Origin of the sequence: Bifidobacterium eulemuris (assembly GCF_014898155.1) — a bacterium.
Lineage (GTDB): Bacteria > Actinomycetota > Actinomycetes > Actinomycetales > Bifidobacteriaceae > Bifidobacterium > Bifidobacterium eulemuris.
Genome location: NZ_CP062938.1, coordinates 23,080 through 48,601, shown reverse-complemented (window position 1 = coordinate 48,601; position 25,522 = coordinate 23,080). Strand labels below are relative to the sequence as shown.

15 protein-coding genes and 2 pseudogenes are annotated in these 25,522 nt (G+C 63.7%); 6 read left to right on the top strand and 11 right to left on the bottom strand.

Annotated elements, in window-relative coordinates; all coding sequences use genetic code 11:
- The first annotated feature begins 46 nt into the window (after positions 1-46).
- Positions 47-2,770, top strand: coding sequence for a DNA gyrase/topoisomerase IV subunit A (locus BE0216_RS00185; RefSeq protein WP_094637143.1), 2,724 nt, complete (start codon positions 47-49; stop codon positions 2,768-2,770).
- A gap of 23 nt (positions 2,771-2,793) precedes the next feature.
- Here the strand turns inward: BE0216_RS00185 and BE0216_RS11895 are convergent.
- From BE0216_RS11895 to BE0216_RS00160, 5 genes and pseudogenes are all read right to left on the bottom strand, one after another.
- Positions 2,794-7,128 (bottom strand): annotated as a pseudogene (locus BE0216_RS11895) (Lhr family helicase); the annotation flags it as partial.
- A gap of 372 nt (positions 7,129-7,500) precedes the next feature.
- Positions 7,501-8,190, bottom strand: a pseudogene (locus BE0216_RS12280) (DEAD/DEAH box helicase); the annotation flags it as partial.
- A gap of 250 nt (positions 8,191-8,440) precedes the next feature.
- Positions 8,441-9,628 carry an MFS transporter gene (locus BE0216_RS00170; RefSeq protein ID WP_169714277.1) on the bottom strand — a complete coding sequence of 396 codons (1,188 nt, stop codon included), beginning with the start codon at positions 9,626-9,628 and terminating at the stop codon, positions 8,441-8,443.
- 171 nt (positions 9,629-9,799) lie between these two features.
- Positions 9,800-10,012 carry a helix-turn-helix domain-containing protein gene (locus tag BE0216_RS00165; protein WP_094637142.1) on the bottom strand — a complete coding sequence of 71 codons (213 nt, stop codon included), beginning with the start codon at positions 10,010-10,012 and terminating at the stop codon, positions 9,800-9,802.
- On the bottom strand, positions 10,013-10,591 hold the full coding sequence (locus tag BE0216_RS00160) for a DUF2975 domain-containing protein (RefSeq protein ID WP_226805652.1): 579 nt from the start codon (positions 10,589-10,591) through the stop codon (positions 10,013-10,015). It lies immediately after the preceding gene.
- A 403-nt stretch (positions 10,592-10,994) separates the two neighbouring features.
- On the opposite strand from BE0216_RS00160, the gene BE0216_RS00155 reads away from it, so the two are divergent.
- Positions 10,995-12,332 carry a DUF4153 domain-containing protein gene (locus BE0216_RS00155; protein ID WP_211279940.1) on the top strand — a complete coding sequence of 446 codons (1,338 nt, stop codon included), beginning with the start codon at positions 10,995-10,997 and terminating at the stop codon, positions 12,330-12,332.
- Between the two features lie 85 nt (positions 12,333-12,417).
- Here the strand turns inward: BE0216_RS00155 and BE0216_RS00150 are convergent, their stop codons facing one another.
- From BE0216_RS00150 to BE0216_RS00140, 3 genes are all read right to left on the bottom strand, one after another.
- A complete protein-coding gene (locus BE0216_RS00150) occupies positions 12,418-14,697 on the bottom strand; it encodes a DNA gyrase/topoisomerase IV subunit B (protein ID WP_094637140.1) in 2,280 nt (759 codons plus the stop codon).
- 136 nt (positions 14,698-14,833) lie between these two features.
- Positions 14,834-16,255 carry an RNA polymerase sigma factor gene (locus tag BE0216_RS00145; RefSeq protein ID WP_094637139.1) on the bottom strand — a complete coding sequence of 474 codons (1,422 nt, stop codon included), beginning with the start codon at positions 16,253-16,255 and terminating at the stop codon, positions 14,834-14,836.
- Positions 16,256-16,435: 180 nt separating this feature from the next.
- Complete coding sequence (locus tag BE0216_RS00140; RefSeq protein ID WP_226805651.1) at positions 16,436-17,113, bottom strand: DUF4192 family protein; 678 nt, start codon at positions 17,111-17,113, stop codon at positions 16,436-16,438.
- 224 nt (positions 17,114-17,337) lie between these two features.
- Here BE0216_RS00140 and BE0216_RS00135 point away from each other — a divergent pair, with 224 nt between their 5' ends.
- Positions 17,338-18,426, top strand: a complete 1,089-nt coding sequence (locus tag BE0216_RS00135) for a polyprenyl synthetase family protein (protein WP_094637138.1) — start codon at positions 17,338-17,340, stop codon at positions 18,424-18,426.
- 132 nt (positions 18,427-18,558) lie between these two features.
- Complete coding sequence (locus BE0216_RS00130; RefSeq protein ID WP_226805650.1) at positions 18,559-20,751, top strand: Stk1 family PASTA domain-containing Ser/Thr kinase; 2,193 nt, start codon at positions 18,559-18,561, stop codon at positions 20,749-20,751.
- Positions 20,752-20,849: 98 nt separating this feature from the next.
- On the opposite strand, the gene BE0216_RS00125 is transcribed toward BE0216_RS00130, so the two are convergent.
- On the bottom strand, positions 20,850-21,539 hold the full coding sequence (locus BE0216_RS00125) for a lysophospholipid acyltransferase family protein (protein ID WP_094637137.1): 690 nt from the start codon (positions 21,537-21,539) through the stop codon (positions 20,850-20,852).
- Positions 21,540-21,589: 50 nt separating this feature from the next.
- On the opposite strand from BE0216_RS00125, the gene BE0216_RS00120 reads away from it, so the two are divergent.
- Positions 21,590-22,156, top strand: a complete 567-nt coding sequence (locus tag BE0216_RS00120) for a hypothetical protein (protein ID WP_094637136.1) — start codon at positions 21,590-21,592, stop codon at positions 22,154-22,156.
- Between the two features lie 72 nt (positions 22,157-22,228).
- Here BE0216_RS00120 and BE0216_RS00115 read toward each other — a convergent pair whose 3' ends face one another.
- Positions 22,229-22,609, bottom strand: a complete 381-nt coding sequence (locus tag BE0216_RS00115) for a hypothetical protein (protein ID WP_094637135.1) — start codon at positions 22,607-22,609, stop codon at positions 22,229-22,231.
- Positions 22,610-22,703: 94 nt separating this feature from the next.
- Positions 22,704-24,341: a UxaA family hydrolase gene (locus tag BE0216_RS00110; protein ID WP_094637134.1), complete on the bottom strand. Its 1,638-nt coding sequence runs from the start codon at positions 24,339-24,341 to the stop codon at positions 22,704-22,706.
- A gap of 205 nt (positions 24,342-24,546) precedes the next feature.
- On the opposite strand from BE0216_RS00110, the gene BE0216_RS00105 reads away from it, so the two are divergent.
- Complete coding sequence (locus BE0216_RS00105) at positions 24,547-25,413, top strand: sugar phosphate isomerase/epimerase family protein (protein ID WP_158217226.1); 867 nt, start codon at positions 24,547-24,549, stop codon at positions 25,411-25,413.
- Positions 25,414-25,522 lie beyond the last annotated feature (109 nt).

The window sequence follows — 25,522 nt, the reverse complement described above, 5'->3', positions numbered from 1 at the left end:
ACGCTGACGGTATTATGGGGCGGTTGTTCGAACTGAGGGAGCGCATATGGCATCACGCAAACCGGCCCAGCCGGCCTATGACCCGCGTACGGTCAAGGAGCATATCGTCGAAACGCCGTTGAACGAGGAGATGAGCAAGTCGTTCCTCGAATACGCGTATTCGGTGATCTACGCGCGTGCCCTGCCCGACGCCCGTGACGGCATGAAGCCGGTGCAACGCCGCATCGTCTACCAAATGGGCCAGATGAACCTCACTCCGGACCGTCCGTACATGAAGTCCGCCCGTGTGGTCGGCGAGGTGATGGGCAAGCTCCATCCGCACGGCGATTCCGCGATCTACGAGGCCATGGTGCGTCTGGCGCAGCCCTTCGCCATGCGTCTGCCCTTGGTCGACGGCCACGGCAATTTCGGTTCGCTTGACGACGGCCCCGCGGCCTCCCGTTACACCGAGGCGCGCTTGGGACCGGCGGCGTTGGGCATGAACGCCGACATCGACGAGGACACCGTCGATTTCACTCCGAACTACGACAACAAGCTCAAGGAGCCGACCGTGCTGCCGGCGGCGATTCCGAATCTGCTGGTCAACGGCGGTTCGGGCATCGCGGTGGGCATGGCCACGAATCTCGCCACGCATAATCTCGGCGAGGTGGTGTCGGCTGCGAAGCATCTGATGACGAATCCCGACGCCTCTTTGGAGGAACTGATGCGGCGCGTGCCGGGACCGGATTGGCCGGGCGGCGGCATCATCATCGGCCGTGACGGCATCCGCGAGGCGTACGCGACGGGCCGTGGCACGCTGACCACGCGCGCCGCCACGCATGTCGAGAACGTGACCGCCCGCAAGAAGGCGATCGTCGTGACCGAACTGCCCTATATGGTGGGGCCGGAGAAGGTTCTGGAACGCATCTCCGACGGTGTGAAGAACCGTAAGCTGGAGGGCATCTCCGGCGCGATCGACTTGACGGACCGCCATAACGGCACGCGCATCGTCATCGAGATCAAAACCGGTTTCGACCCGCATGCGGTGCTGGTGCAGCTGTTCAAGCACACGCCGCTGCAGGACAACTTCGCCATCAACAATGTGGCGCTGGTCGAGGGCCGCCCGCACACCATGGGATTGAAGGAGATGCTGCAGGTGTGGATCGACCACCGTCGCGTGGTGATCCGCAGACGCAGCGAATACCGCCGCAAGAAGGCGCTGGAACGCCTGCACTTGGTCGACGGCCTGCTGCTCGCCATGGTGGACATCGACGAGGTCATCCAGGTGATCCGCTCCTCCGACGACGCGGACGCCGCCAAAACACGACTGATGGCCGTGTTCGACCTCGATGAGATCCAGGCACAGTACATTCTCGACCTTCGCCTGCGCCGTCTGACCCGTATGAGCCGCATCGAGCTCGAGGCCGAGCGTGACGAGTTGAAGCGCCGCATCGAGGAGCTCGACCGCATCCTCTCCTCCGAAACGGAGCTGGATGCCGTGGTGGTGCGTGAGATGGACGAGGCGGCCGCCAAGTATGGTTCGCCGCGCCGCACGGTGCTGCTGGACGCGGGCGAGGACGGCGCGCTGACCCCCGTGGCCGTCGAGGGTGATTCCAGCGTGTCCGCATCCGCGATGGAGGCCGTGCGCTCGGCGCAGACCGTATCGTCCGCGGCCGCCGATGTGGAGGCCGCCGCGCAGGCCGCGAAGAAGAGCGGCGAGGACGCGCTGCTCGCGGGTGCATTGAAGATCGAGGACGAGCCGTGCGTGGTGATGATGAGCGCATCCGGCCTGATCGCACGAACCACGCCCAGCGCGATGGACGTGTTCGAAACGCGTTCCGCCTCCGACAAGCGTGTGGCCGACGACCAGATCGTCGCCATCTTCCCGACCTCGACCCGCGCGTCCTATGGTCTGGTGACCTCCGCGGGTCGCCTGGTGCTGGCGCATGTGGCTGATCTTCCCGCGCTGCCCGCGTCGACCACACTGGCGTTGACCGGCGGCGTGAAGGCGGATGAGCTCATCGGCATGACCGAAAGCACCGACCCGGTGCCGGGCGAGAAGGTGATCACCGCCATCGCGATGGAGCCGGCGAAGTCCGCCTCCGGCGAGGGTGAAAGTGCCGAAAATGCCGAGGCGGCTTCCGGCGTGCCGGCCGCGTTGCCGCCGCTGGCGATCGGCACGCGGGGCGGCGTGGTCAAGAGGTGGAACCGCGAGTCGCCCACCACGATGGATTCGTGGCCGATCATCGACCTAAAGGATGGCGATGTGGCGCTGTTCGCCGCTCCCGCCGAGGATGAGGATCGCCTGGTGTTCATCGCCACGGACTCCTCGCTACTGACCTTCGAGGCGGGCAATGTGCGTCCGCAGGGCCGCACGGCCGGCGGCATGGCCGGCATCCGCTTGGCCGAGGGCGAGCAGGTGGCCGCGTTCAACGTGGTGCCCGCCGGCAAGATCGCCTGGGTGTATGAGGAGGGCGAGAACGGTCTGTCCTCGGCATCCGGCGCGGTGGTGCTGACCGTGGCCGGCGATTCCGAGGCTTTGCCCGGCACCGAGAACGGCGCGGCAAAGGTCACGCCGTTGGAGATGTACCCGACCAAGGGCCGCGGCACCGGTGGCGTTCGTTCGCAGCGCTTCCTCAAGGGGCAGAACACGCTGATCGCCGCATGGGTGGGCGCCTACCCGCTGCATGCGTCAACCGAGGGCAACTCCCCCGTCGAGCTGCCCAAGCCGGATATGCGCCGCGATGGTTCGGGAACCGACCTCGCCGCGCCCATCGCCTTCATCGGCTGACGCGGCCGCCTCGCTGTATCGCATCAGCGGTACAGCTTCATGCCTTGCGGCGTGAGCGTGAACCCCACCAGTCGGAGCACCCGCGTATAAGGGTTGCCTCCGGCGAACGATTCGCCGTTCGCATCGGCGAAGGTGATGCTGCCGGTGGGACTGTCGCGCCGCAAGGCGTACGTGAGTTCGCTTAAGGCGCGCCGCAACAGCTCGTTGTTCTCGTAGCTCTCGCTCTTCTCGCCGTCCTCGTTGTTCTCGCTGCCATCACGGTTCTCGCCACCACGCCCGGCCGCCCCGTCGAATATGGTGAGGTGTTTGGATTTGACCGCAGCATAGGCGACCGGTCGACCGGCGGCGATGACGACCACGCCGCCGGCGCGACGGATTGGTTTGGTCGCGCCCGCTGACACATCAGGCCAGGCCACTGCGGATCCAGCGAGATTCGCGGGGTCGAGCACGCTCAACGCCACCGCCGATTCGACGTGTCCTTCCGTCGATTGGCGCAGCACGTCGACCACCTCTTTGGAGGCGAATTGAGCCGCGCCGAACCCTTTGACGAACATGCCGCGCACCAGCGTGCCGTGCTCCTCCATACGCCTCAGCACCGGGTAGAGCGCGGAGAAGCCTCCCGGCAGGTTCTCCTTGTCCACAAGCGGCTGAGCGACCACCCCGTAGCGGTCCAGCAGGGCCTCGACACGTGCGATCGCCACCTGTTCAGGCCGCGACGAGAGCCGTCTCCCATCGGAACGTCCCACCGACGGCCCAACCTCGCTGGCATCGGAACCGCCGGTGTTGGGATTCCCGCTTGCGGCGAAGCTCCGCACCGCCTCAGGCGACATGCCGGTGGCGCGGATCACCGCCCCGTCCGACCGATCATCCGCCTCGGAACCATCCGCGCCGTCCACGGCCATCCATAGGCCCGTCATGTTGAGGGGAATGGCCGGTGCCATGCGCATATGTCTGCGGGAGGCCCTTGACGGGGCTCGTGCAGCTCGCGTGCCGGCATCCAACGCCCGCACCGGCGAGAATGAGCTGTTGGTCACCCTTCCCTGCCAGACCAGCGACCAGAGCGCCTCTTCGAATTGACTGTCCGACCATGCCTTGCCGACGATCTCGCCGGTGTCGGAATCCACTTCGGGAGCTATTTCCTCCCAACGTCCGCGCGACAAGGCCGCCAGTTGGTCGGCGCGATACGCGCCCGACGACGACAGCACGTCGGCGATCGCGTCGGGCAGGGTCCCCACGCCGGCGGCGGCGCGCCTGTCGCGATGGCCGAACCGTTCCGGTAATGGCGAATTCGCGGGATGGAACGACACCAGCCCGGGTTCTTTGACTCGTTCCTTGGGCTTGGCGCCGGATTGGGATCCGATCCAGACCACATCGCCGGAGGTGATGAGCTCGTCGAGCAGCGCGGGCTGATAATCGCGCACGCGGGCCGGAAACACGCTGCGTTCCCATACGGACGCCGGTAGTGCCACGCCTTCCAACTGTTCGATGACGCGCATCAATCCGTCGACGCCCTCGTATCGTTCACCGCCGACCGGACCGACGCCCTGCCGGTCAAGCAGGAAGGTTTGGAAGGTCGAGACGTCCACTGGTTTGACGGATTCGCGCGCCTTCTTGAGCGAGCGCGAACGAATCCGCCGGAACACATCCCTGTGCAACCACTGGTCGGGGTGCGAATCCGCTGCATGTGATGCCGAAGTATGCGGCTCCACAACACGCGGTTCCGGTTCCGAGGCGTGTGATTCTGTGAATTGCGATTCCAGACCGCCTGTTCCTCCGGCGTCCGCGTGGGCCTTCCTCGACTCCCCCGACACGGGTTGGGCCGTGAACCGACCATGCAGCAATTCGCCACGTAGGGTGAGCTCGTCGAGCGTGCGGACGACGGTCGAGGCGTCCAATGCCAGCTCGCGCATCACTTCGTCGGAGGTGAAGGGCCCATGGGTTTTGGCGAATCGTGTGACGCGGCCGACCACGTCGGAGAGGTCGAGATCGTTCCAGAAGGTGCGTGCGGCGAGTTCCGCTTCGACTTGCGTGATGACCTGCTCGTCGAGCACGCTGGTCATATCGGAGCTTCCCAGTAGGCGTTCCAGTACTTCGGGGTCGATCGACAGCAACTGCGCGCTGCGTTCGGCCTGCGGCACGTCATACTGGTACATCACTTGGCCGACGTATCCGAACAGCAGGTTTTCCGCGAACGGAGAGGGACGCTGCGTTTCCGCCTCTCCCAGCGCGATGGTTCCGGCGTTGAGCCCGGTCATGAGTTCGCGCAGGGCGGCCATATCGTAGACATCCTGCAGGCATTCGCGCGCGGTTTCCAGCAGCAATGGGAAGTTGCGTCTGGTGCGCGCGGCGTTGAGCAGCTGCGCGGCCCGCAGCCGCTGCTGCCACAGCGGTACGCGTTTGCCGGGGTCGGTACGCGGCAGGAACAGCGAACGCGCCGCGCATTCGCGGAACCGCGCGGCGAACAGCACCGACTCCCCAACCTGCGTCTCCACATCGCGCGTCAGTTCGTCCGTGTCGAACAGGAACATGTCGCGCAGCCATGAGGACGACATGCCGTCGGATAACGGCCGGTCTTGGCCGGTATAAGAGACGTCGGCGGCTGCGGTGTCCGCAGACGTCTCACCGTAAGACAGGGATTCGCCGACCGCCACGCCGTCCGGCAATCGGAGGATGATGCCGTCATCCGCGGCATAGGTCTGGCCGTCGAATCCGTAGCGCTGTTTGATGCGGTGGCTTACGGCCATGGCCCAAGGCTCGTGGACGCGCCGACCGTACGGCGAATGGAGGATGACCTGCCAGTCGCCTTCCTCGCTTGGGCAGCGTTCGATGACGAGATGCCGGTCGTTGGGCACCACGCCGGTACAGGCCCGCTGTTCGGCGAGCAGGGCGGCGAGATTGTCGATGGAGTTGCGGTCGAGGCCGTCGGCGATAAGGCGTTGTTCGGTGGATTCGGAGAATCGCGGGGAGGGATCCTTCGACTCCGCTGCGCTCCGCTCAGGATGACAAGAAGAGGCTGCGGTCCACTCAGGAGGACAAGCAGAGGTTGTGCTCTGTTCGGAAGGACGTTGATGATGTTTATTCGTCATGCTGAGCGGAGCGCAGCGGAGTCGAAGCATCTCCTCAGGAGGACGGGAAGAAGCTGGGTCGTGGTCTGGATGGCTGGGGATGAGGGCGGCGCTGGTTTCGCGAAGGAATCGGCCTTTAGTTCGTCCGAAGGCCGCGTCACGTCCGTTGCCATCGCCATGCCAGAACGGCAGTCTCGCGGTGCGTCCGGGCGCGGGCAGCACCGTCACGCGGTCTCGGGTGATCTCCTGAATCTGCCATGTGGAGGTGCCCAACGTAATCACATCGCCGACGCGTGATTCGTAGACCATCTCCTCATCGAGTTCGCCCACGCGGCGCGGCCCTTTGCCCGCGTCGGCTTCGGGCAGCACCACGGTGTACAACCCTCGGTCGGGAATCGTGCCGCCTGAGGTGACGGCCAGCCGCTGGGCTCCGGGGCGGGCGGAGATCAGACCGGCATCCTCGTTGAACATTAGCGGCGGACGGAACGCGGAGAAATCCTCGCTGTTATAGGCGCCGGTCATCATGCCCATCACCGAGTCGAAAACGCCGCGTTCGAGACCGGCGAAGGGTGCGGCACGCCGGACGATCTCGAACCAATGGTCGGCGTCGAGATCGTCCATCGACGCGGCGGCCACCGTGTGCTGGGCGAGAATGTCAAGCGGGTTGCGAGGCATGTGGATCGGTTCGATATCGCCGGCCCGCATGGCTTCGATGCTGGCAGCCGAGCCGATGATCTGTTCGCGGGTCAACGGGTAGAACAGGGCGTGCGAGACGCCGCCCACGCGATGGTCGGCGCGGCCGACGCGTTGCAGTCCGCTGGAGACGCTTAACGGCGGCGCGATTTGGATGACCAGATCAACCGAGCCCATGTCGATGCCGAGTTCCAGACTGCTGGTCGCCACCACGCAACGCAGACGACCGTTTTTGAGGTCGTCCTCGATGCGTTTGCGACGGTCTTTGGACACGGATCCATGGTGTGCCATGGCGATCACGTCACTAGTCTCATGGGAATGGACCAGCTGCGTGGTGCCGCCGACCACGGCGTCGTAATGTCGGGCGAACGACGAGCGGCCTTCCGGCGAGCCGGTGTCGGGATTCCTCGGCTGCGCTGCGCTCCGCTCGGAATGACGAGACGGGGCGATGGTGTCCGCGTAGAGGTCATTGAGGCGAGCGGTGAGTTTTTCGGCGAGGCCGCGCGAGTTGACGAACACCAGAGTGGTTTTGTGCGCGAGGATCTCCTCGAGCACGCTGCGCTCGATGACGGGCCATATCGAGCCGGCCTGGTCGCCCGTGGGCGAGCCCATGCCGCCCATGCCGTCGCCCGCCGCTCCGACGATGGCCTGATAGCCGATGCCGTCGCCGTCCGCTTTGGCCAGCCCTTTGCGTTTGGCCAAGCGGCGCATGGCCGGTGTGACTCCTGAAATCGCCGGTTCGCCAGCGGGCCGCGCATCGACGCCGCCGGCGCGGTGCTTCACATTCGCCGATTGCAGGTCGCGCATATCGGCGAGGGGCTCGACGATCTTCAAATCCATATCGGGCGCGCTACCGGGGTCGATGATCTCAACCGGCTGCGATCCCGCGAGGAACCGCGCCACTTCCTCGGGAGGTTTCACCGTGGCGGACAGGCCGATGCGCTGCACGCGCCGACTCCCCTGCGGCTCCGTTTCATCAGCGCGATCGCTTCGACCGGATTCCGCGCCGCAACCGCGTTGAGACCGGCTCACCAGCTCGTCCAAACGTTCAAGGCTGAGCGCCAGATGCGCACCGCGTTTGGTGCCCGCCACGGCGTGCACTTCGTCCACGATCACCGTGTCGACCGTCGCCAGTACGTCACGCGCCTTCGACGTGAGCATGAGATACAGCGATTCGGGTGTGGTGACGAGGATGTCCGGCGGATGCGAGACGATGCGGCGTCGCTCCTGTGGCGTGGCGTCGCCGCTGCGCATGGCTACGGTGACTTCGGGCGCGGGAAGCCCCATCGCTTCGCATTCGGCGGCGATGCCGTCAAGCGGGCGCATGAGGTTTTTGGCCACATCCGCCGCCAAGGCCTTCAGCGGCGAGATATACAGCACGCTGACGCCACGGTTCGTCTTGCGTCCGCTTCGACGCTTCCGAACAGGGGAGGCTTCGACGTCTTCTTGCCGGCCGCGGGCCGATGGCTCGCCTATCGTGTGAGACATCAGCCGGTCGATGGATGAAAGGAACGCGGCCAGGGTTTTGCCCGATCCGGTGGGCGCGATCACCAACGTGTCGCGCCCGGATCGAATCGCGGGCCATGCCCGCCGCTGCGCCTCGGTGGGCTCGCCGAACGCATGGGCGAACCATGCCCGGGTGGGCTCGGCGAACGCATCCATGCAATCGTACATATGTTCGATTGTAGAGCGTGCCCGCCATCTTGGCTAGCGTCTGCGCGTCGCCTTCGAACGGTCCATCCATCAGGCCCGACGGCACAAAAACGGCAGTCCGGCGCGTCGCCGGCGCTTCAATCCGCACCCGCGATTCACACCTTCGCCCATCGCCGCCCCTCGCCTCCGAGACCGGAGGCATCAGTCGCACCCGCGGCCCGCGCGCCATCCCGGTCGAGAGGCGCGCACAGGCGTGAAACTAGCCGCGCAGCTTGCGCAGACGTTCGTGCATCACGACCATCAACACGAGAATCACAAGCATATACAGCGGATACAGGGCGATGGACACATACTGCGCGATCAGACCGAACAGCGGCGGAGCGGCGAGCGAACCGACATAGGCGCTGGCCATCTGCACGCCGACGATGGCCTGCGATTTATCCTCACCGAAATACGCGGGCGTGGAGTGGATGACGCACGGGTAGATCGGAGCGCAGCCGAGACCGACCGTCACCAGGCCTGCGATCACACCGATATGGTTGGGCAGGGGCAACACCATCAGCACGATGCCGAGAGCCACCGTGGCCTGACCGATACGGATCATCGCCGGGTCGGAGAACCGCATGGTCATGAAACCGCTCAGCGCACGTCCCACGGTGATGCCGACATAGAACAGACTGGCCCAGCTGGCGGCCGTGGTCTTGTCGATGCCGACATGCATCACCATATAGCTGCTGGCCCACAGTCCGGCCGTGGTCTCGACCGCGCAGTAGCAGAAGAACATGATCATGATCTCTTTGGCACCGCGGATGGCGAGCACTTCCCCGAGGCCCAAAGGCTTCGTCGAGACGGATTCCGACGCCTTCTTGGCATCGCTCTCATCAGCGGCGGCTCCCGCGTCACGCGTTTTCCACAACGGCAGACTGAACACCAGAATCGCGGTGAGCACCACCTGCAGGATGGAGATGTAACGGTACCCCCACGGCCAACCTTGGCCGTTGAGCAGCGCGAAGCTCATGAAGTATGGGCCGATCGAGGCGCCGAGCCCCCACATGCAGTGCAGCCAGCTCATATGTCGGCTGCTGTAGTGGATGGCGACGTAGTTGTTCAACGCCGCGTCGACGCCGCCGGCGCCAAGGCCGTACGGGATGGCGATGAGCAGCAGCACCCAATAGTTCGGAGCGACGGAGAAGCCGAACAGCGCGGCCGCGGTCATGCCGACCGACACGGCGGTGACCTTGCCCGCGCCGAATCTGAGCGTCATACGGTCGCTCATCAACGCGGAGAGGATGGTGCCGGCGGAGATGATCATCGAGATGCCGCCCTGCCATGAGACGGGCACGCCGAGATCCTGACGCATGGTGGGCCAGGCCGCCCCCAGCAACGAGTCCGGCAGTCCCAGACTGATGAACGCCACGTAGATTACCGCCAACAACAGGTTGACCACGACTCGCCCTCGCTTCCGCACACATCGCACGAACGAATGATAACGATGTCATTCAAACATGTTTTCCGACGCGACATGCAAGGCATACGCAAAAACGCCGCGCCGCCACGCGCGATCCATCCGCGCCGGCGGCACCGCGCGCCGCCCAGAACGGTGCGGACCGCCGCCCGGCTATTCCTCGCCCTCCGCCCATTCGAGGATGTCGCCGGGTTGGCAGTCCAGAACGCTGCAGATCTGGTCGAGGGTGGAGAAGCGGATCGCCTTGGCGCGTCCGTTCTTCAGCACCGACACGTTCACCGGCGTGATGCCGATGCGGTCGGCCAGTTCGTTCACGCTCATCTTGCGTTTGGCGAGCATCACGTCGAGGTTCACACGGATCGTCATTCAGATCACCACCGCGAGCTCGTCGCGCTGGGCGGTCGCCTGCGCGAGCAGCGAGCGCATGACCAGCATGAGCATGATGAAGGCGACGATCAGCAACAGCGCCACAACCAATGCCAGCGACAACGCCGGCATACCCACCGCCGCGGGTACGAAGGCGCCGCGAGCGGAATCCCATATCAGGGGCGGTTCCAGCACCGTGGACAGCAGCAGCACGACGAACACCACAGCCCCTTCCGCCCCGGCGCATCCGATGATGAGATTGACGGGCCGCATCGCCTCGCCCGAAAACACGTCATGGCGGCGCACCATCGTCAGCAGCCGCCACAAGCCGGCCAGCGCGATCTCGAAGCATGCCACGGCGAGGATCCCCAGCACAACATAGAGCCAGCGCATCGGCGCGGTTTCGGGATACATGGCGACCGCCTCGCCGGACAACGGCACGATGATGCACTGCGCCGCAAGACACAGCAGTTCGAACAGCACGACCATGCCTTTCAACACAGCGACGGCGACGGGATGTCGCTCGTCTCGCGCACCATCCGACGCCTCACTTCCACGCCTTCGATGCATCCGCTCCATACCGCGCTCCTTTCTCGCTGCCTCCGAGATCCTCTAAGAGACGCCCCGGCGTCGCCCAACACGACACCATAACTGATTTTCGATAATAACCTATCGAAAATCGATATGCAACTTCCGTGAAGAAATGATATTCGATTACTATCTATCGTTTTTCGATAGCTTACGATGACGGCATCACCACCAAGGAGGCAGCATGCCAGACAGCCCGACACACAACGCATCCAACGCGACCGACGCGCCCAATCCACCAAGCCAAATCGCGACGGCGGAGCAAGCCGCTGCGACGCTTCCCGCCGAAACGTCATCCGGCGCGGATACCGCGCAACCGCTAACCATGTCGGTCCCGCATATGGCCCGGCCGAAGGCATCCTCCGCAACACTCCATACGCCAACCGCGGAATCGATGGAAGAAATCGCCCGCGCAACGCCGCCTCGACGACGGTATGCGTTGCTGGCGGCGGCCCTTGCCATTCCGCTGCTGTTCGACCGGCTGTTCGTCAGCGGTTCGATCAGCGACGGGACCACCCTCTTTCAGGCATGGGGGTGCTGGTGCGCGCTCATCACGCTGATAGGCGCAGCGCTGTTCGCCGTACGCGCACGCCGTACCGCCTTGTGGTGGATCACCGGCGTCGCGGCTCTCGCCATGAGCGTGTGGCTGATGACGGTCACCGCGCAAACCGCCGCGTTCCGCATTCCGCCGGCGAATCTCGCATATGCGATCACAACCGCCACGCTTGTGCTGCCCGCAACATTGATGGCCTTTCTGCAACTCTCGTCGGGAACGCTCAACGTCCATCGTCCATCGGAGCTTATTGTCGACTGGCTGCGCGGATGGACGCTCTCGTGGTTCACGCATTGGCCGGTATTGGCCCGCACCTGTTCGGATGCGATCGCCCTCGTCACCGGCGCAAACGGTGCAAACGGCTCGAACGGCACAACGACACCACGGCGGTTCTGGGGACGTATCGGGGTGGCGTTGCTGATTTGCGCGCCCATTCTGGTCGTGGTCGTACCGCTGTTGATGGAGACGGACGAAGTGTTCTCCTATGTGCTCAGCCGAGTGGTGTCGAATCTCGACCTGAGCGACTTCGTCATGCATGCCATGGTGATATTGGTTCCGGCGCCGTTCCTGTTCTCGCTTCTGGCGAGCGTGGAGACTCGCAAGCATGAGCCCATGTTGTCCAGTCTCGAAGCGGCTCGCCGCAACCGTCCGTTCGATCCGTTGATCAGCGGCATCGTGCTGGGCGTCGTGCTGGTGGTCTATCTGCTGTTCTGCGCCATCCAGTTTACGTTCCTGTTCGCGGGGCATGGTCTGCCGGACGGCTATACCTACGCTGAATATGCGCGCACGGGATTCTTCCAGCTGCTGTTCGTCGCCTCGGTCAATCTCATCGGATTCGGTGTCGTTGCGACCTATGCGCCACGACGAGCGCCGCTGATCGGGATGCAGATCGGTCTTATCGCCGCCACCGGCGTGATGCTCGTATCCGCGGCCATGCGGCTCGCCCTGTATATTCAGGCCTATGGTCTGACCTGGCTTCGGTATCTGTCGATGACGTTCATCGTGGCCCTGGCCATCACGCTAGTGTTGGCGCTGGTGCGTCTCTTCGTCGAATGTCTGCCGCTGATCACGATCGCACTGGCGCTGCTGCTGGCATGGTGGCTGATCATCGGCTTCGCCAATCCGGACAACGTCATCGACACATGGAATATCACGTATGCCGCACCGCTATGCGTGTGACACCAAGACTGGGCTGTTTGCAACATATGCGACGCTCGCGACGCTATCGCTGCTCGCTGCTACAAACAGCCCACTGGGCTGTTTGTCACGTGTCAATTTTGGAACGGTCGAAGTCGTCGGCGTTGTCGACGATGAACTGCTTGCGCGGAGGCACGTCGTCGCCCATGAGCAGGTCGAACACGGCCGAGGCGTTGGCGGCGTCCTCCATGCGGATGCGGCGCAGCATGCGCGTGCGCGGATCCATGGTGGTGTCGGCCAGCTGGTCGGCGTCCATCTCGCCCAGACCCTTGTACCGCTGGATGTCGTCGTTGTAGCCGATATGCTTGGCGTCGAGTTCCGCAAGTTTGACGGCCAGCTCGTCGTCGGAATACGTGTAGATGTATTCGCCCTTGCGCGAGCCGGTCAGCGCGATGCGGTGCAACGGCGGCACGGCGGCGTACACGTAGCCGTGTTCGATCAGCGGCCGCATATAGCGGTAGAACAGGGTGAGCAGCAGGATGCGGATATGCGCGCCGTCCACGTCGGCATCGGTCATCATGATGACCTTGTGGTAGCGCGACTGCGTGATGTCGAAGCTCTGTCCGGAGCCGGCACCCACCACCTGGATGATGGCCGCGCATTCCTTGTTGCCGAGCATCTGCGTGATCGAGGCCTTCTGCACGTTGAGGATCTTGCCTCGGATCGGCAGCAGCGCCTGGAAGCCGGCGTTGCGCGCGGCCTTGGCGGTGCCGAGCGCGGAATCGCCCTCGACGATGAACAGTTCGGCCACATCGTCGTTGCCCGGCTGGCAGTCGGAGAGTTTGGCCGGCATGGACGCGGATTCGAGCGCGTTCTTGCGGCGCGTGACCTCCTTGGCCTTGCGTGACTGGATGCGCGCGTGCATCTCGCCGACGATCTTCTCCAACACACGGCCGGACTGGTCCTTGAACCCGCGCTTGGAGCCGGTGATCATCTCGCCGAACTGTTTGTCGGTCAGACGGGTGACGATCGGCTTGACCTGCGCGGTGCCAAGCACGTCCTTGGTCTGGCCTTGGAACTGCGGTTCGGCCACGCGCACGGTGACCACGGCCACCAGACCGGCCTGAATGTCGTCGCGCTCCACCTTCATGGCAGAGTCCTTGAGGTTCACCTTGAGCTTGCGCGCGTTGTCTTCGACGGTTTTGCGGATCTGCTTGGTGATCGCGTTCATGAAGCCGTCGACGTGCATGCCGCCGCCGGGGGTCTCCACGATGTTCACGAAGCTCATGATCGTGGTGTCGTAGCCGTTGACCCAACGCAGGGCGATGTCGACGCCGCAGGTGCGTTCAATCTCCTCGGCGTGCAGTTCGCCGCCCGCTCCCACGGCCTGCGTCTCCTCCCTGTAGGTGCCTTCGCCTTGGATGCGCCAGATGTCGGAGATGGCCTCGCCTTTGGAGAGGAAGTCGACGAAATCCTTCACGCCGCCGGTGTGGAGGAATTCCACGACGCGCTCATGGGCGGGCTGCTTGCCGAAGGCGCCGTCGACGACGGTGGGGGTTGCGGAGGCGTCGCTTTCGCTGATGGAAGGGGCGTCGTCAATGAGGGAGGGAGATTCCTCGACTTCGCTCGGAATGACGGAAGAGGTATCGCTCGGAATGACGAGGGAAGCGTCGCTCGAAATGACGGAGGAATTCTCGGGGATGTTCTCGTCGACGACGGTGATTTTCAGGCCGGGCACGAGGAAGCTGGTCTGGCGCACGCGGTCGACCAGCTGCTCGTAGGAGAATTCCGCCGTTTTGTTGAAAATCTCCGGGTCGTACCAGTAGCGGATGCGCGTGCCCGTGGTTTTGGGCGGTACCTTGCCGATAACCTCAAGCTCGGTGGGTTTGTTCTTGCGGGTGCGCTTGAACGGCGAGTCGGGCGAGGGATGCGCCGGATCGGCGTCCTCATACACGCCCGGATGCCCCTGATGGAACGACATGTGATGGGTTTTGCCGTCGCGGTCCACCTCGACCTCGAGACGGGAGCTCAGCGCGTTGACCACCGACGAGCCGACGCCGTGCAGACCGCCGACCGCGTTGTACGACGAATTGCCGAACTTCGCGCCCGCATGCAGTTTGGTGAGCACGACCTCCACGCCGGACAGGCCGGTTTTCGGCTCCTTGTCGACCGGGATGCCACGGCCGTTGTCGGCCACCTCCACAGAACCGTCCGTATGCAGGGTCACGACGATATTGGTGCAGAATCCGGCCAGCGCCTCATCCACGGAATTATCGATGATCTCCCACAGGCAGTGCATAAGACCCTGCGAGTCGGTGGTGCCGATGTACATGCCGGGGCGCTTGCGCACCGCGTCCAGACCTTCGAGGACGGACAGGTCTTTGGCGCCGTATTCTTCAGTTGCCATAACTCTCTATCTTGTGGGGGTATTGCCGTCTGACGTCGGCGAATCTTATCCGCGGACGTGATGGAACCGGCTGAGTCGTCTCCACGACTCAGCCGTAATCGCATGATTCGGTATAAAACAGGTCGACTGCGACGACCTATTGATCAAGGAAGTCACGCAGGGTCTGCGAACGGGAGGGGTGACGCAGCTTGGACATGGTCTTCGACTCAATCTGGCGGATGCGTTCGCGGGTCACGCCGTACACGCGGCCGATGTCGTCGAGCGTCTTGGGCTGGCCGTCCTCAAGGCCGTAGCGCATTTTGATCACGCCGGCCTCGCGGGGAGACAGGGTCTCGAGCACCTGCTTGAACTGCTCCTGCAGCAGCGAGAACGCGACCGCGTCGGACGGGGCGATGGCGTCGGTGTCCTCGATCAGGTCGCCGAACTCGGAATCGCCGTCCTCGCCCAGCGGGGTGTGCAGCGAAATCGGCTCGCGGCCGTACTTCTGCACTTCCTGAACTTTCTCGACGGGCATGTCGAGCTCGCGTGCCAGCTCGTCGGGCGTGGGTTCGCGGCCGAGGTCCTGCAGCATCTGACGCTGCACGCGGCTGAGCTTGTTGATCACTTCGACCATGTGCACGGGCACGCGGATGGTGCGCGCCTGATCGGCCATGGCGCGGGTGATGGCCTGGCGGATCCACCAGGTGGCGTAGGTGGAGAACTTGAAGCCCTTCTTCCAATCGAACTTCTCGACGGCGCGGATCAGACCGAGGTTGCCTTCCTGAATGAGATCGAGGAAGAGCATGCCGCGGCCGGTGTAGCGCTTGGCCAGCGACACCACCAGTCGCAGGTTGGCCTCCAGAAGATGGTCCTTGGCCTTCTTGCCGTCGGACGCCGCCCACTTGAGTTCACGCTTGCGCTTGAAATCCATGGTGTCGCCTTCGGTGTCGAGCAGATGCTGCGCGTACAGGCCGGCCTCGATGCGTTCGGAAAGATCGACCTCCTGTTCGGCGTTCAACAGGCTCACGCGGCCGATCTGCTTCAGGTAGTCCTTGACGGGGTCGGCGGTGGCGCCCGCGGCGATCACACGACGCTTGGGATTGCCGGCACGGACGGGAGGCTCTTCCTCGTCGTCCGCGTCGGAAAGGACGAACGCGCCCTTCTCCTTCGGACGTTCGGGGGCCTGGGCCTTCTCGGCCTCCTCCTCGTCGTCCGCCACATCCTCGTCGAGATCCTCGACGTCCAATTCCTCATCCACCTCGACGTCGTCATCGGCGGCGGCGTCGAGATCCTCGGCGTCCAAATCTTCGACGTCCAAATCGACGTCGTCCACCTGGTCGGCGTCGAGATCATCCACATCGTCGAGCTGATCGGCCTCATCGATCACTTCGGCGTTGTCATCCATGGTTTTCTTGGCGGCGGTTTTGGCCGTGGTCTTCTTGGCACCGGCGGTTTTCTTGGCACCGGTGGCCTTCTTCGCGGCGGAGGTCTTGCGCGCGGCCGGCTTCTTGGCGGCGGAGGTCAGCTCCTCGTCCATGTCAGCCGTGTTCTTGGTTGCCGTCGTTTCCTTCGTGGCCAAAACTTTCCTCCTGCGTGTTCCTGCCATCGGCACATACCATAAAGGCGCACTTCTGGCAAGGGCAAATCGTCAACTATGTGAGTAAACCACCTTGCAAGGACGATTATTCCCACCGCGCGCAATTCTCCTCGTCGCCGTCGCCACCCGTCGTATGGATGGCGGGCGAATGCGCCCCGCCGATCAGCAGGCGCACCATGCCGGCCTAATGCCCCTGTTGATCGCGGAGAACACAATCGATGCCAACGAGCATTCGTCGTCGATGGCCAGACAGTGCATCGCGAACAGGATGGCATGCTCGTCGCCCATCCACCACAACGCGTAGGCGACCACCGCCAATGGCTGCACGGCGAGATCGGTCGGCACCGCGCGGGCGATGTCGAGCAGCATCATCACTCCCGTCTGGCAACGCTCCACATCCGGGGTGATGCCCTCGTCCTCGAACGCCGCGGACAACAGCTCGCACATGCGCCGCTTCGAACGCGACAATTGCGGTCTGGCCGCGAACTCCATAAGCTGCGCTTTGGGACAGGCTTCCTCGTCGGTGATCATCGAAAGAATCAGCGCGTCGCGGATCGACAGCGTCTCGTGCATGCCCACGGCGATCGCGGCCATATCGTCGCCGCCCAATTCGGTTTCGCCGTCGTCGAGGTTGGCGAGCCAATCGTCCAAGGGCCCATCCAACCATGCGGACGTCGCTTTGCGATGGCCGTCTCTGCGGCGTTGGGTGCGAAACAGTCGCGTCATCTCCTCAAGAGAAGCCTCGTCGACGGGGTTCTCGCAGCATCCGACATCCTCGCGGATGCGGGCGCGGAAGCGCGCGTCGTTCACACGCGCGCTGGTGGCTGTGGCGTTCATCATGTCCTCCTTGACATCGTTGTGCAATGGTGTGCAATGGTGCGGTTGCGAGTAGGAAAAGCCGCGGCCGGTTTCGCGGCCGCATGCCTCCACCATGAGCGAGCGAGCGTAAGCCGCGCAAGCCGAAACGGGTGATGTGGAACCAGCCTCGGGAAAAAGCCTTCGATGTGCATAATTCCCCCACGCATCCACAGCATTCGACATGGCCTGTCGATAAGTTAGGAGGCATGAGCCTTACCGAAACGGATCGTATGATCATTGAACCTCGTATCGCCGAGCTGGTGCGCGAGCGTGCCGGCGTCCCCGCCCTTTCCGGCGAAGACGGCGCGATGGCGGCGGATGGCGCGCGGGTGATGGACGAGGTGGTCGCGCAGGCCGTGGCATCCAGCGAGGGCGGCAAGCGGCTGCGCGCGCTGCTGACGCTCGCCGCATTCGACTCGTTGGACGGCGACGCGGTCCTGCGCCAAGCCATGGTCGATCTGGCCTGCGGCATCGAAGTGTTCCAAACGGCGGCGCTGGTGCATGACGACATCATCGATGATTCCGATCTGCGCCGTGGCAAGCCTTCCGCGCACCGTGCGCTTGAACAGGCGGTGGGCAGCCGCAGCATCGGCAATGGATTGGGGCTGATGCTGGGCGATATCCTCGCCACGGCCAGCGTGGATATCGTGCATCAGGCCGTACGGGACCTGCCTTCCGGCGGCGATCTCGTCGCCGCGTTCCTGGAGATGCATCGCGAGGTGGAGGTCGGCCAGGTGCTGGATTTGGCCGTGGAGACTTCGCCGTTGGACGATCCGGAAAAACTCGCCCAGGCCTCGCTGAACGTGTTCCGATGGAAAACCGCCAGCTACACCACCATCGCGCCGTTGCGTTTCGCCATGCTCGCCGTCGGCATGCCGGCCGACCAGGCGCGCGAGCATGCGATGGCGATCGGCCTGCCGTTGGGTCTGGCCTTCCAGCTTGCGGACGATCTGCTTGACGTCATCGGCGTCAGCGCCGCCACCGGCAAACCCATCGGAGGCGACATCCGCGAGGGCAAACGCACGGTACTGCTGGCGGACGCATTGGCCGCGGCGGGAGACGCGCAACGCGACGAATTGCTCGCCATCTTCACCTCCAGCCAGCGCAATCAGACGCAGGTGGACCGAGTCATCGCCCTGTTCGACGAGACCGGCGCGATCGAGAGGTCGCGCGAACGCATCGCCGCGCTGTGGGCCCAGTCGCGTCAGGCAATCGGACGGCTCGCTCTGCACGATGAGGCGGAGGACCGGCTGCTCGCCGCATGCCGCGACTTCATCCCAGAATCGTTACGGTGAACGCCTTTGCGATTCGCTCCCGCCATGTACACTTAGGTAGCGTGATGGGTCGCATGATCGCGGCCCTTCCATGGGACGCACCGCCCCCACGACATTCGGACCACGACATCAAGGAATCGACCGAGCACCATCATGACTGAAGCCTTCGAGGAACCCAACGGCCAGACCATGCCGACGATCGACGGCCGTTATCGCGTCGTCCGCAAAATCGCCGAGGGCGGCATGGCCACGGTGTTCGAAGCGGTGGACGAGCGCCTTGACCGCACGGTGGCGGTTAAGGTGATGCACACCCAGCTCGCGCAGGGCCCCCACCGCGAGCAGTTCGTGGAGCGGTTCAAGCGCGAGGCCAAATCTGCGGCCGCCATCGCGAACCCGCATATCGTGCAGGTGTATGACACCGGCGAGTTCAACGGCTTGGACTATCTGGTGATGGAATACGTGCATGGCGTGAACCTGCGCCATGAGATGAACCAACAGCGAACCTTCTCGGTGCGGGAGACCTTGCGCGTGGTGTCCGAAACTCTGGACGGTCTCGCCTCCGCGCACCGCGCCGGCGTGGTGCACCGCGACATCAAACCGGAGAACATCCTGCTCAATTCCCGCGGCCACGTGCAGATCACCGATTTCGGTCTGGCGAAGGCCGCGTCGCAGGCCACGCTCTCATCCACCGGCATGCTGTTGGGCACGGCCGCGTATCTGGCGCCGGAGATGATCGAGAACAACCAGGCCACCCCGCAGGGCGACCTGTATTCGGTGGGCATCATGGCATGGGAGATGCTCAGCGGCGACGTGCCGTTCCATTCCGACAATCCCGTGACGTTGGTGTTCAAACATGTGCATGAGGATGTACCGTCCGTAGCCACCGTCTGCCCGGGAGTCGCTCCTGCCGTGGCCGAGTTCATCGCGCATCTGACCGCGCGACAGGTCGACCGTCGGCCGGCGAGCGCCGTCGAGGCCGCCGATGAGCTGCGCTCGCTCAGCGCCACGTTGGGCATTGAGGACTGGCAGTACCGCAAAACCCCGGGTCTGGATGCATCCGATTCGCAGGACAGGGCCGATGACACCACGTTCACGCCGGTCGTCGCGGGCTCGTCGCTGCCGCCCGCTCCCCCGGCCTCCGATACCGCGCAGCCGACCACGGCCATCAATTCCTCGGCCACGCGGGTCGTGCCGTTGCCTCAGTCGGGAGACGCCCCGTCCACCCTGATGCGGGGTGACGGCGCCTTCGGCGAGCAAACCCAGATATTGGGCGGATTGGATGACGCGTTCACGCAGACCATCATGACCGCGGATGCCGCGGCGTCGGCGAAGACGGACGACCCTTCCAAAAAACGTCCGCGCAAGCCGCTGATCATCGTCATAGTGGTGGTTCTGGTGCTCGCGCTGATCGGTTCAGGCGGCGCATGGTGGTATTTCCTCGGTCCCGGCAGCTACTGGTCGGTGCCGCAGCCCACGGACGTCACCTGCGAGCAGGATGCGACCGATTGTTCGTTGGCGGGTGCCGTGTGGAGCGATTACGAAAGCACCTTGAAGGTGGCGGGCATCCCTTACGAAACCGTTGAGGATTACAGCGACGACATCGCCGAGGGGTCGGTGATCACGGCCACCGTCGGCGATTCGACCGCGTATGTGGGCAGTCATGTGAGCAAACGCGACGGTGCGACGCTGACCGTGACGGTCTCCCAAGGCGTGCGCACGGCCACCATTCCCGAGGATATCCTCGATCCGACCTCCGAATCGGGCAAGGCGCCTTTGGACGCGTTGCAGGATGCCGGGTTCACCAATATCACGCATGACGAGTCGCAGGACGTGTATTCGGAGAATCTGCCCGAGGGCACGGCCGTAAGCGTCTCCCCTGATCCGGGCACCACGCTCAACCATAACGACGAGGTCTCCGTCGTGCTGTCGAAGGGTCCGATGCCGGTGAGTATGCCGGATATCCTCGGACGTTCCCAAGATGAGGCGACGACCGCGTTGGACGACCTGAAGCTGAACGCCAACTTCACCGAGGAGTACAGCGACACCGTGGAAGCGGGCGATGTGATCTCCGCCTCCGTCGATGCTGGCACCCAATTGCATTGGGGAGACACGGTCGACGTGGTCGTCTCCAGGGGCCCCGAGATGGTGACGATCCCCGACGTGCGCGGACAAAGCACCACCGAGGCGACGCAGACGTTGGAGGCGCTGGGTCTGCAGGTGAAGGTCTCCGCTCCCCTGGGCGATCTGACGCATACGGTGCGTCTGCAGGATCCCTCCCCCGGAGAGCAGGTGCGTCTGCGCGACACGGATGGCAACGCCACCGTCGTCACCCTCACCGTGGTCTGAGGTTCGAGCGTTCCTGACGCCCCATACGACAAGGCCTCGTGGAATCCGTCACAGCGGAAATTCCACGAGGCCTTCTTGGATGCTTCGTGACGAGGCCGTCAGGCCGCGGACTGCTCCTTCAGACGCTTCTTGACGGTTTGGGCGTACTCGTCCACGTATTCCTGACCGCTCATCTTCTGGATTTCCGCGGTCACCCGGTCGGTGAGCGCGCGCAGATCCTCGTGCGTGATCTCGTCGGAGGGCTTCTTCGGCACATCGATCGGCTTGCCGTAGATCACTTGGGTTCTGCCCTTTTTCGGAATCACCGTGCCAGGCTCCTGCAGTTCGCGTGAGCCGATGATCGCCGTGGGCACGATCGCGCAGCCGGTTTCGAAGGCGAGGCGCGCGGCACCGGTATGTCCTTTGTACAGGCGGCCGTCGGGACTGCGGGTTCCTTCGATATGGATGCCGAACAGGTGGCCTTCCTCGATGATCTCGCGCGCATGGGTCAGCGCGCCCAATGACTTATTGCCACCGGAACGGTCCACGGGGAACACGCCCACGGAGGTGAACCACCACTTCTTGAAGCGGCCTTTCAATCCTTTGCCTTCGAAATACTCCGCCTTGCCCATGAAATGGATCATGCGAGGCGAGGTGATGGGCAGCAGCGCGTCGTCGATCACCGCCAGATGGTTCGCGGCGATGATCGCCCCGCCCTCGCGTGGAATGTTCTCCAGACCGGTGACCGTGGGGCCGAGACGCCGACGCGCGAGCCATCCCAGTGATTTGACGAAGAACCAATACAACATGTGGCTTCCTCTCCGCATGATTGGCCTCATGCCCGATTAGAGTGGTATCTATGACTGACCTCAACAATAGCAATGCGGACGACGAGCGTACAAACCCCACGCCGGATGACGGAAATCTCGACGACGCGTGGGCGGCGTTCGCCGCCGCCCATGCCGACGATCTGAAGGATGTGGAGTCGTCCCGGCAGGCGAAACGCTTCGAGAAGCACGCCCAGCGCAAGGAGAAGGAGGCGTTGCTGTCGGTGAACGACCTCGATGCCGGCACCTTCACCGATGACGTGCGCCCCATGCGCGAACGTGTGCGCCAGCAAGGCCCACGCGATTTCACCGGATCCAGCTGGTTGGACACCGATGATGTGATGGACCGCTACGGCGATGACTTCGTGCCGCCGAACCCGCAGATCGGTCCGGTCAAAACCTCCAAACTGGTGTTCTGGGCGCTGCTGATCGTCGGTATCGCGGGGATCATCTTCTCGGTGTTCGTACCGTCAATGGCGGCGATTCTCGGCACCATCTTCGGTCTGTGCGCGATTCTCGGCGCGGGAGGCCTACTCATGCAGCACAAGGGCCACACCGAAACCCGCGAGGATTTCTTCGACGACGGCGCACGCGTCTGATCGTTCGCATGACGTCCGTCGCCGAGGATCCGTCTGGCCGGCGCGAGGAATGACGGTCGGCGAATCGGCGGATCAGTACGGCTGATTGCCGTGGATGATGATGCCGCGCTCATGCTTCAAAAACTGGCGCGCGGATTCACGGTCGATATCATGACCGCGTTCCAGGCTGGTGTAGACGATCGCCGTCTGCGCTCCGCGGCTTAACTTCAGGAACGCCTCATGGGAATCCCAGCCGTCCTGCGCCACGCCCATGGTCGGCTCCCACACGTAGCCGTAGCCCGCAGCGTTGCAGTATCCGTTGAACGGCAGTCCCCACGCGTTGTGCTTGTCGAGAGCCTGGCCGAAGGTCTCGGCTTCGGCGATGTCGGCGTCGGTGGCGCCGGCCGCCTTGGACAATGCGATGGCGTGGGCATGATCGTAGCCGGAGTCCTCCGGCGGAATGGGAAGTGGCATGTCAGCACATCCTTTCAATAAAAAAAGTTTCCGGATGACAAAGTACTCGCCATCTGGAAACTTCACATTTCATTGACCACTTTTACAGCAATCGTTATTCGGTGGGGCCGTCTTTGAAGATGACGGTCTCCTGCATCGCGTTCTTCTCGTTGTTGGTCCTGCGTCCGTCGACGACCTCAAGCACCAGTTTGCGGAAGTCCTCATCCACCACCGAGGCGGGCTCGTCCAGTAGGCGTCCGGCGTTGAAGTCGATCCAGCGTTTCTTCTTTTCGGCGAGCGGAGTGTTGGTGGCGACTTTGATGGTCGGCACGAAGCATCCGAACGGCGTGCCGCGGCCGGTGGTGAACAGGATGAGATGGCAGCCCGCGGATCCTTTGGCGGTGGTGGACACCATATCGTTGCCCGGCGTCTGCATGAGCGACAGTCCGTTGCGCTTGATGCGGTGTCCGTAGAGGATCACGTCCTCGACCTCGCAGCGGCCGCCTTTGCGGATGCAACCCAGGGATTTGTCCTCCAGGGTGGTGATGCCGCCGGCCTTGTTGCCCGGCGAGGGGTTGTCGGAGATGATTTCGCCGTATTTGCGGAAATGCCCTTTGAAGTTGTTGATCAGATCCACGATGTCGTGGAACACGCCTTCGTCGCGCGCCTGGCTCATCAGCACGGTTTCCGCGCCGAACATCTCCGGCACTTCCGAGAGCACCACGGATCCGCCCTGGCTTACCAGCCATTCGGCGAAACGTCCGACCATGGGGTTGGCGGTGATGCCGCTCATGCCGTCGGAGCCGCCGCATTCGACGCCGACTTTGAGCTCGCTCATCGGGATGGGTTCGCGCCGGTCGCCGGCCGCAGCCTCGTTGAGTTCCTCCAGCAGATCGGCCGCGCGGTCGAACTCGTCCGTCTCCTCCTGGCAGATCATGGTTTTGACGCGGGATTCGTCGATGCCTTCCAGTCCGGCTTTGAACAGCGACATCTGGTTGTTCTCGCAGCCGAGGCCCACCACCAGCACGCCTCCGGCGTTCGGATGTTCGACGATGCCGCGCAGGGTGTTCTGCGTCCATTCGAGATCGCCGCCGAGCTGCGAGCAGCCGTAGGGATGACGCGCCACGACCACGGAGTCGAAGTTGCCGTTGCCGTTGTGGCGTGAGGTGAACATGCGCGCCATGGTGGCGACCAGTCCGGAGATGCAGCCCACGGTGGGCACGATGTACAGGTCGTTGCGGATGCCGACTTTGCCGTTGGCACGGCGGTAGCCTTGGAAGGTCATGGTGGGTTGGCCCGGTTTGACGGTGTCGTCGGTGGGCTCGTACGTGTATTCGAGGTTCGCGCCGAGATTCGTGGCGATGTTGTGGGTGTGCACCCATGCGCCGCGTTTGATCGGCTGCTTGGCGCGGCCGATTTCGAAGCCGTATTTGACGACGTTGACGCCTTCGGGAACGTCGACCAGCGCGATTTTGTGTCCGCGGGGCACATCGTCGAGCACCGTCAGCGGCTCGTGCCCTTCGACCTGCACTCTCTCCCCCGCTTTGATGGGGCGGGCGGCGACGCAGACCATATCGCCTTGCGCGAGGAAGATCGTGTCCAAGCCGGTGTTTTCGGGAATCTCGGCCACATAGTCGTGGTTCGGGGCGACGCCGTCGGCGCAGGTGGGGATGAATCCCGTCGAGGCGACGCGTTCGGCGCAGTCGTCGGCGGGGATGTTGGCGATGTTGTGATCAGGCTGCTTTGCGTTCATACGCTAAACGTACGAAGGCGCTTCGCGTTTCGTGGCTTTTGTTGCCAATCGTTGCGTTCGCTCTGGCGTGTGCGCAGGATCCATGATATATGGTCCGATTTCGCCGGCAACCCTTGGCAGCGGATTCGCAGGACCACCCGTCATCCTTTACGCTGGGCCGCATCGGCCCGTCGTACGGCCGAGCATCCCAGGAAAGGCGGATTCGATGATCAATCTCGGCACGCGCGGACATGATGTGACGTGGGGCGATACTCCGGAGCGGTTGGCCGAAGGATTGTCCGGATACGGCGTGCACGTCACGCAGTTGGCGTTGGGCAAGTCCTTCCCCGATCTGCCAAGCGGCGCGGCCGACATCAATCCGGGAATGGGCATGCGCATTCGGCGGGTTCTGGCCAAACACGGCGTCGATATCGCGGTGTTGGGCTGCTATATCAATATGACGCATCCCGATATGGCCGCACGCGAGGCCGGTCTGCGCAAATTCGAAGCGTATCTGGCCAACGCGAGGTTTTTCGGCGCTCCGATGGTGGCCAGCGAGACGGGATCAGTCGACGCCGTTCCGGGCGGATTCACCGAAGCCAATTTCACCGAATCGATGTATCAGGAGGCTTTGGCGTCGATCCGCCGTCTTGTCACGGCCGGAGAACGTTTCGGCACGATGGTGGCCGTCGAGCCGGGCGCGAACCATCCGATATACGATATCGCCACCACAGAGCGCCTTTTGGCCGATGTCGATTCGCCTTGGCTGGGTGTTGTCTTCGACGCGACCGCCTATACCACGCCCGATGGCCGCACCGTCGACGGTTCGACGCAGCTGGAGCTCGCGCATGAGGCCTTCGATCGTTTCGGCGAGCGCATCATGGCCGTGCATATCTCCGATTTCACCGTCGAGCCTTCGGATGCGACGGCGTGCGGCACGAATATCCGCCGTTGCGACGCGGGCACGGGCGAGCTCGACATCGAGGGCATCGTCCGTCTCGCCAACGGCCGCCGCCCGTGGATTCCCGTCATCCTCGAGCACACCACCAACGAGGCCATCGCGCGGGCCGCACGGCAGTATGGGAATCTGTAATCTTAGCCAATCGGATAACAAGGTATTCGTGATTCCTACGGCTGATCGCACAGTTCGATGCGACCACTGCCATGTTCCACACCGCTGAGCATGCAGTCCTTGACCACGA

What these genes read in the sequence shown, in the direction of transcription:
- BE0216_RS00185 (WP_094637143.1), top strand. Translation starts at nt 47, where the DNA reads ATGGCATCACGCAAACCGGCCCAGCCGGCCTATGACCCGCGTACGGTC.
- BE0216_RS00165 (WP_094637142.1), bottom strand. Translation starts at nt 10,012, where the DNA reads ATGACGATCCGTGTGAACCTCGACGTGATGCTCGCCAAACGCAAGATG.
- BE0216_RS00160 (WP_226805652.1), bottom strand. Translation starts at nt 10,591, where the DNA reads ATGGAGCGGATGCATCGAAGGCGTGGAAGTGAGGCGTCGGATGGTGCG.
- BE0216_RS00155 (WP_211279940.1), top strand. Translation starts at nt 10,995, where the DNA reads ATGGAAGAAATCGCCCGCGCAACGCCGCCTCGACGACGGTATGCGTTG.
- BE0216_RS00150 (WP_094637140.1), bottom strand. Translation starts at nt 14,697, where the DNA reads ATGGCAACTGAAGAATACGGCGCCAAAGACCTGTCCGTCCTCGAAGGT.
- BE0216_RS00140 (WP_226805651.1), bottom strand. Translation starts at nt 17,113, where the DNA reads ATGATGAACGCCACAGCCACCAGCGCGCGTGTGAACGACGCGCGCTTC.
- BE0216_RS00135 (WP_094637138.1), top strand. Translation starts at nt 17,338, where the DNA reads ATGAGCCTTACCGAAACGGATCGTATGATCATTGAACCTCGTATCGCC.
- BE0216_RS00130 (WP_226805650.1), top strand. Translation starts at nt 18,559, where the DNA reads ATGACTGAAGCCTTCGAGGAACCCAACGGCCAGACCATGCCGACGATC.
- BE0216_RS00125 (WP_094637137.1), bottom strand. Translation starts at nt 21,539, where the DNA reads ATGTTGTATTGGTTCTTCGTCAAATCACTGGGATGGCTCGCGCGTCGG.
- BE0216_RS00120 (WP_094637136.1), top strand. Translation starts at nt 21,590, where the DNA reads ATGACTGACCTCAACAATAGCAATGCGGACGACGAGCGTACAAACCCC.
- BE0216_RS00115 (WP_094637135.1), bottom strand. Translation starts at nt 22,609, where the DNA reads ATGCCACTTCCCATTCCGCCGGAGGACTCCGGCTACGATCATGCCCAC.
- BE0216_RS00110 (WP_094637134.1), bottom strand. Translation starts at nt 24,341, where the DNA reads ATGAACGCAAAGCAGCCTGATCACAACATCGCCAACATCCCCGCCGAC.
- BE0216_RS00105 (WP_158217226.1), top strand. Translation starts at nt 24,547, where the DNA reads ATGATCAATCTCGGCACGCGCGGACATGATGTGACGTGGGGCGATACT.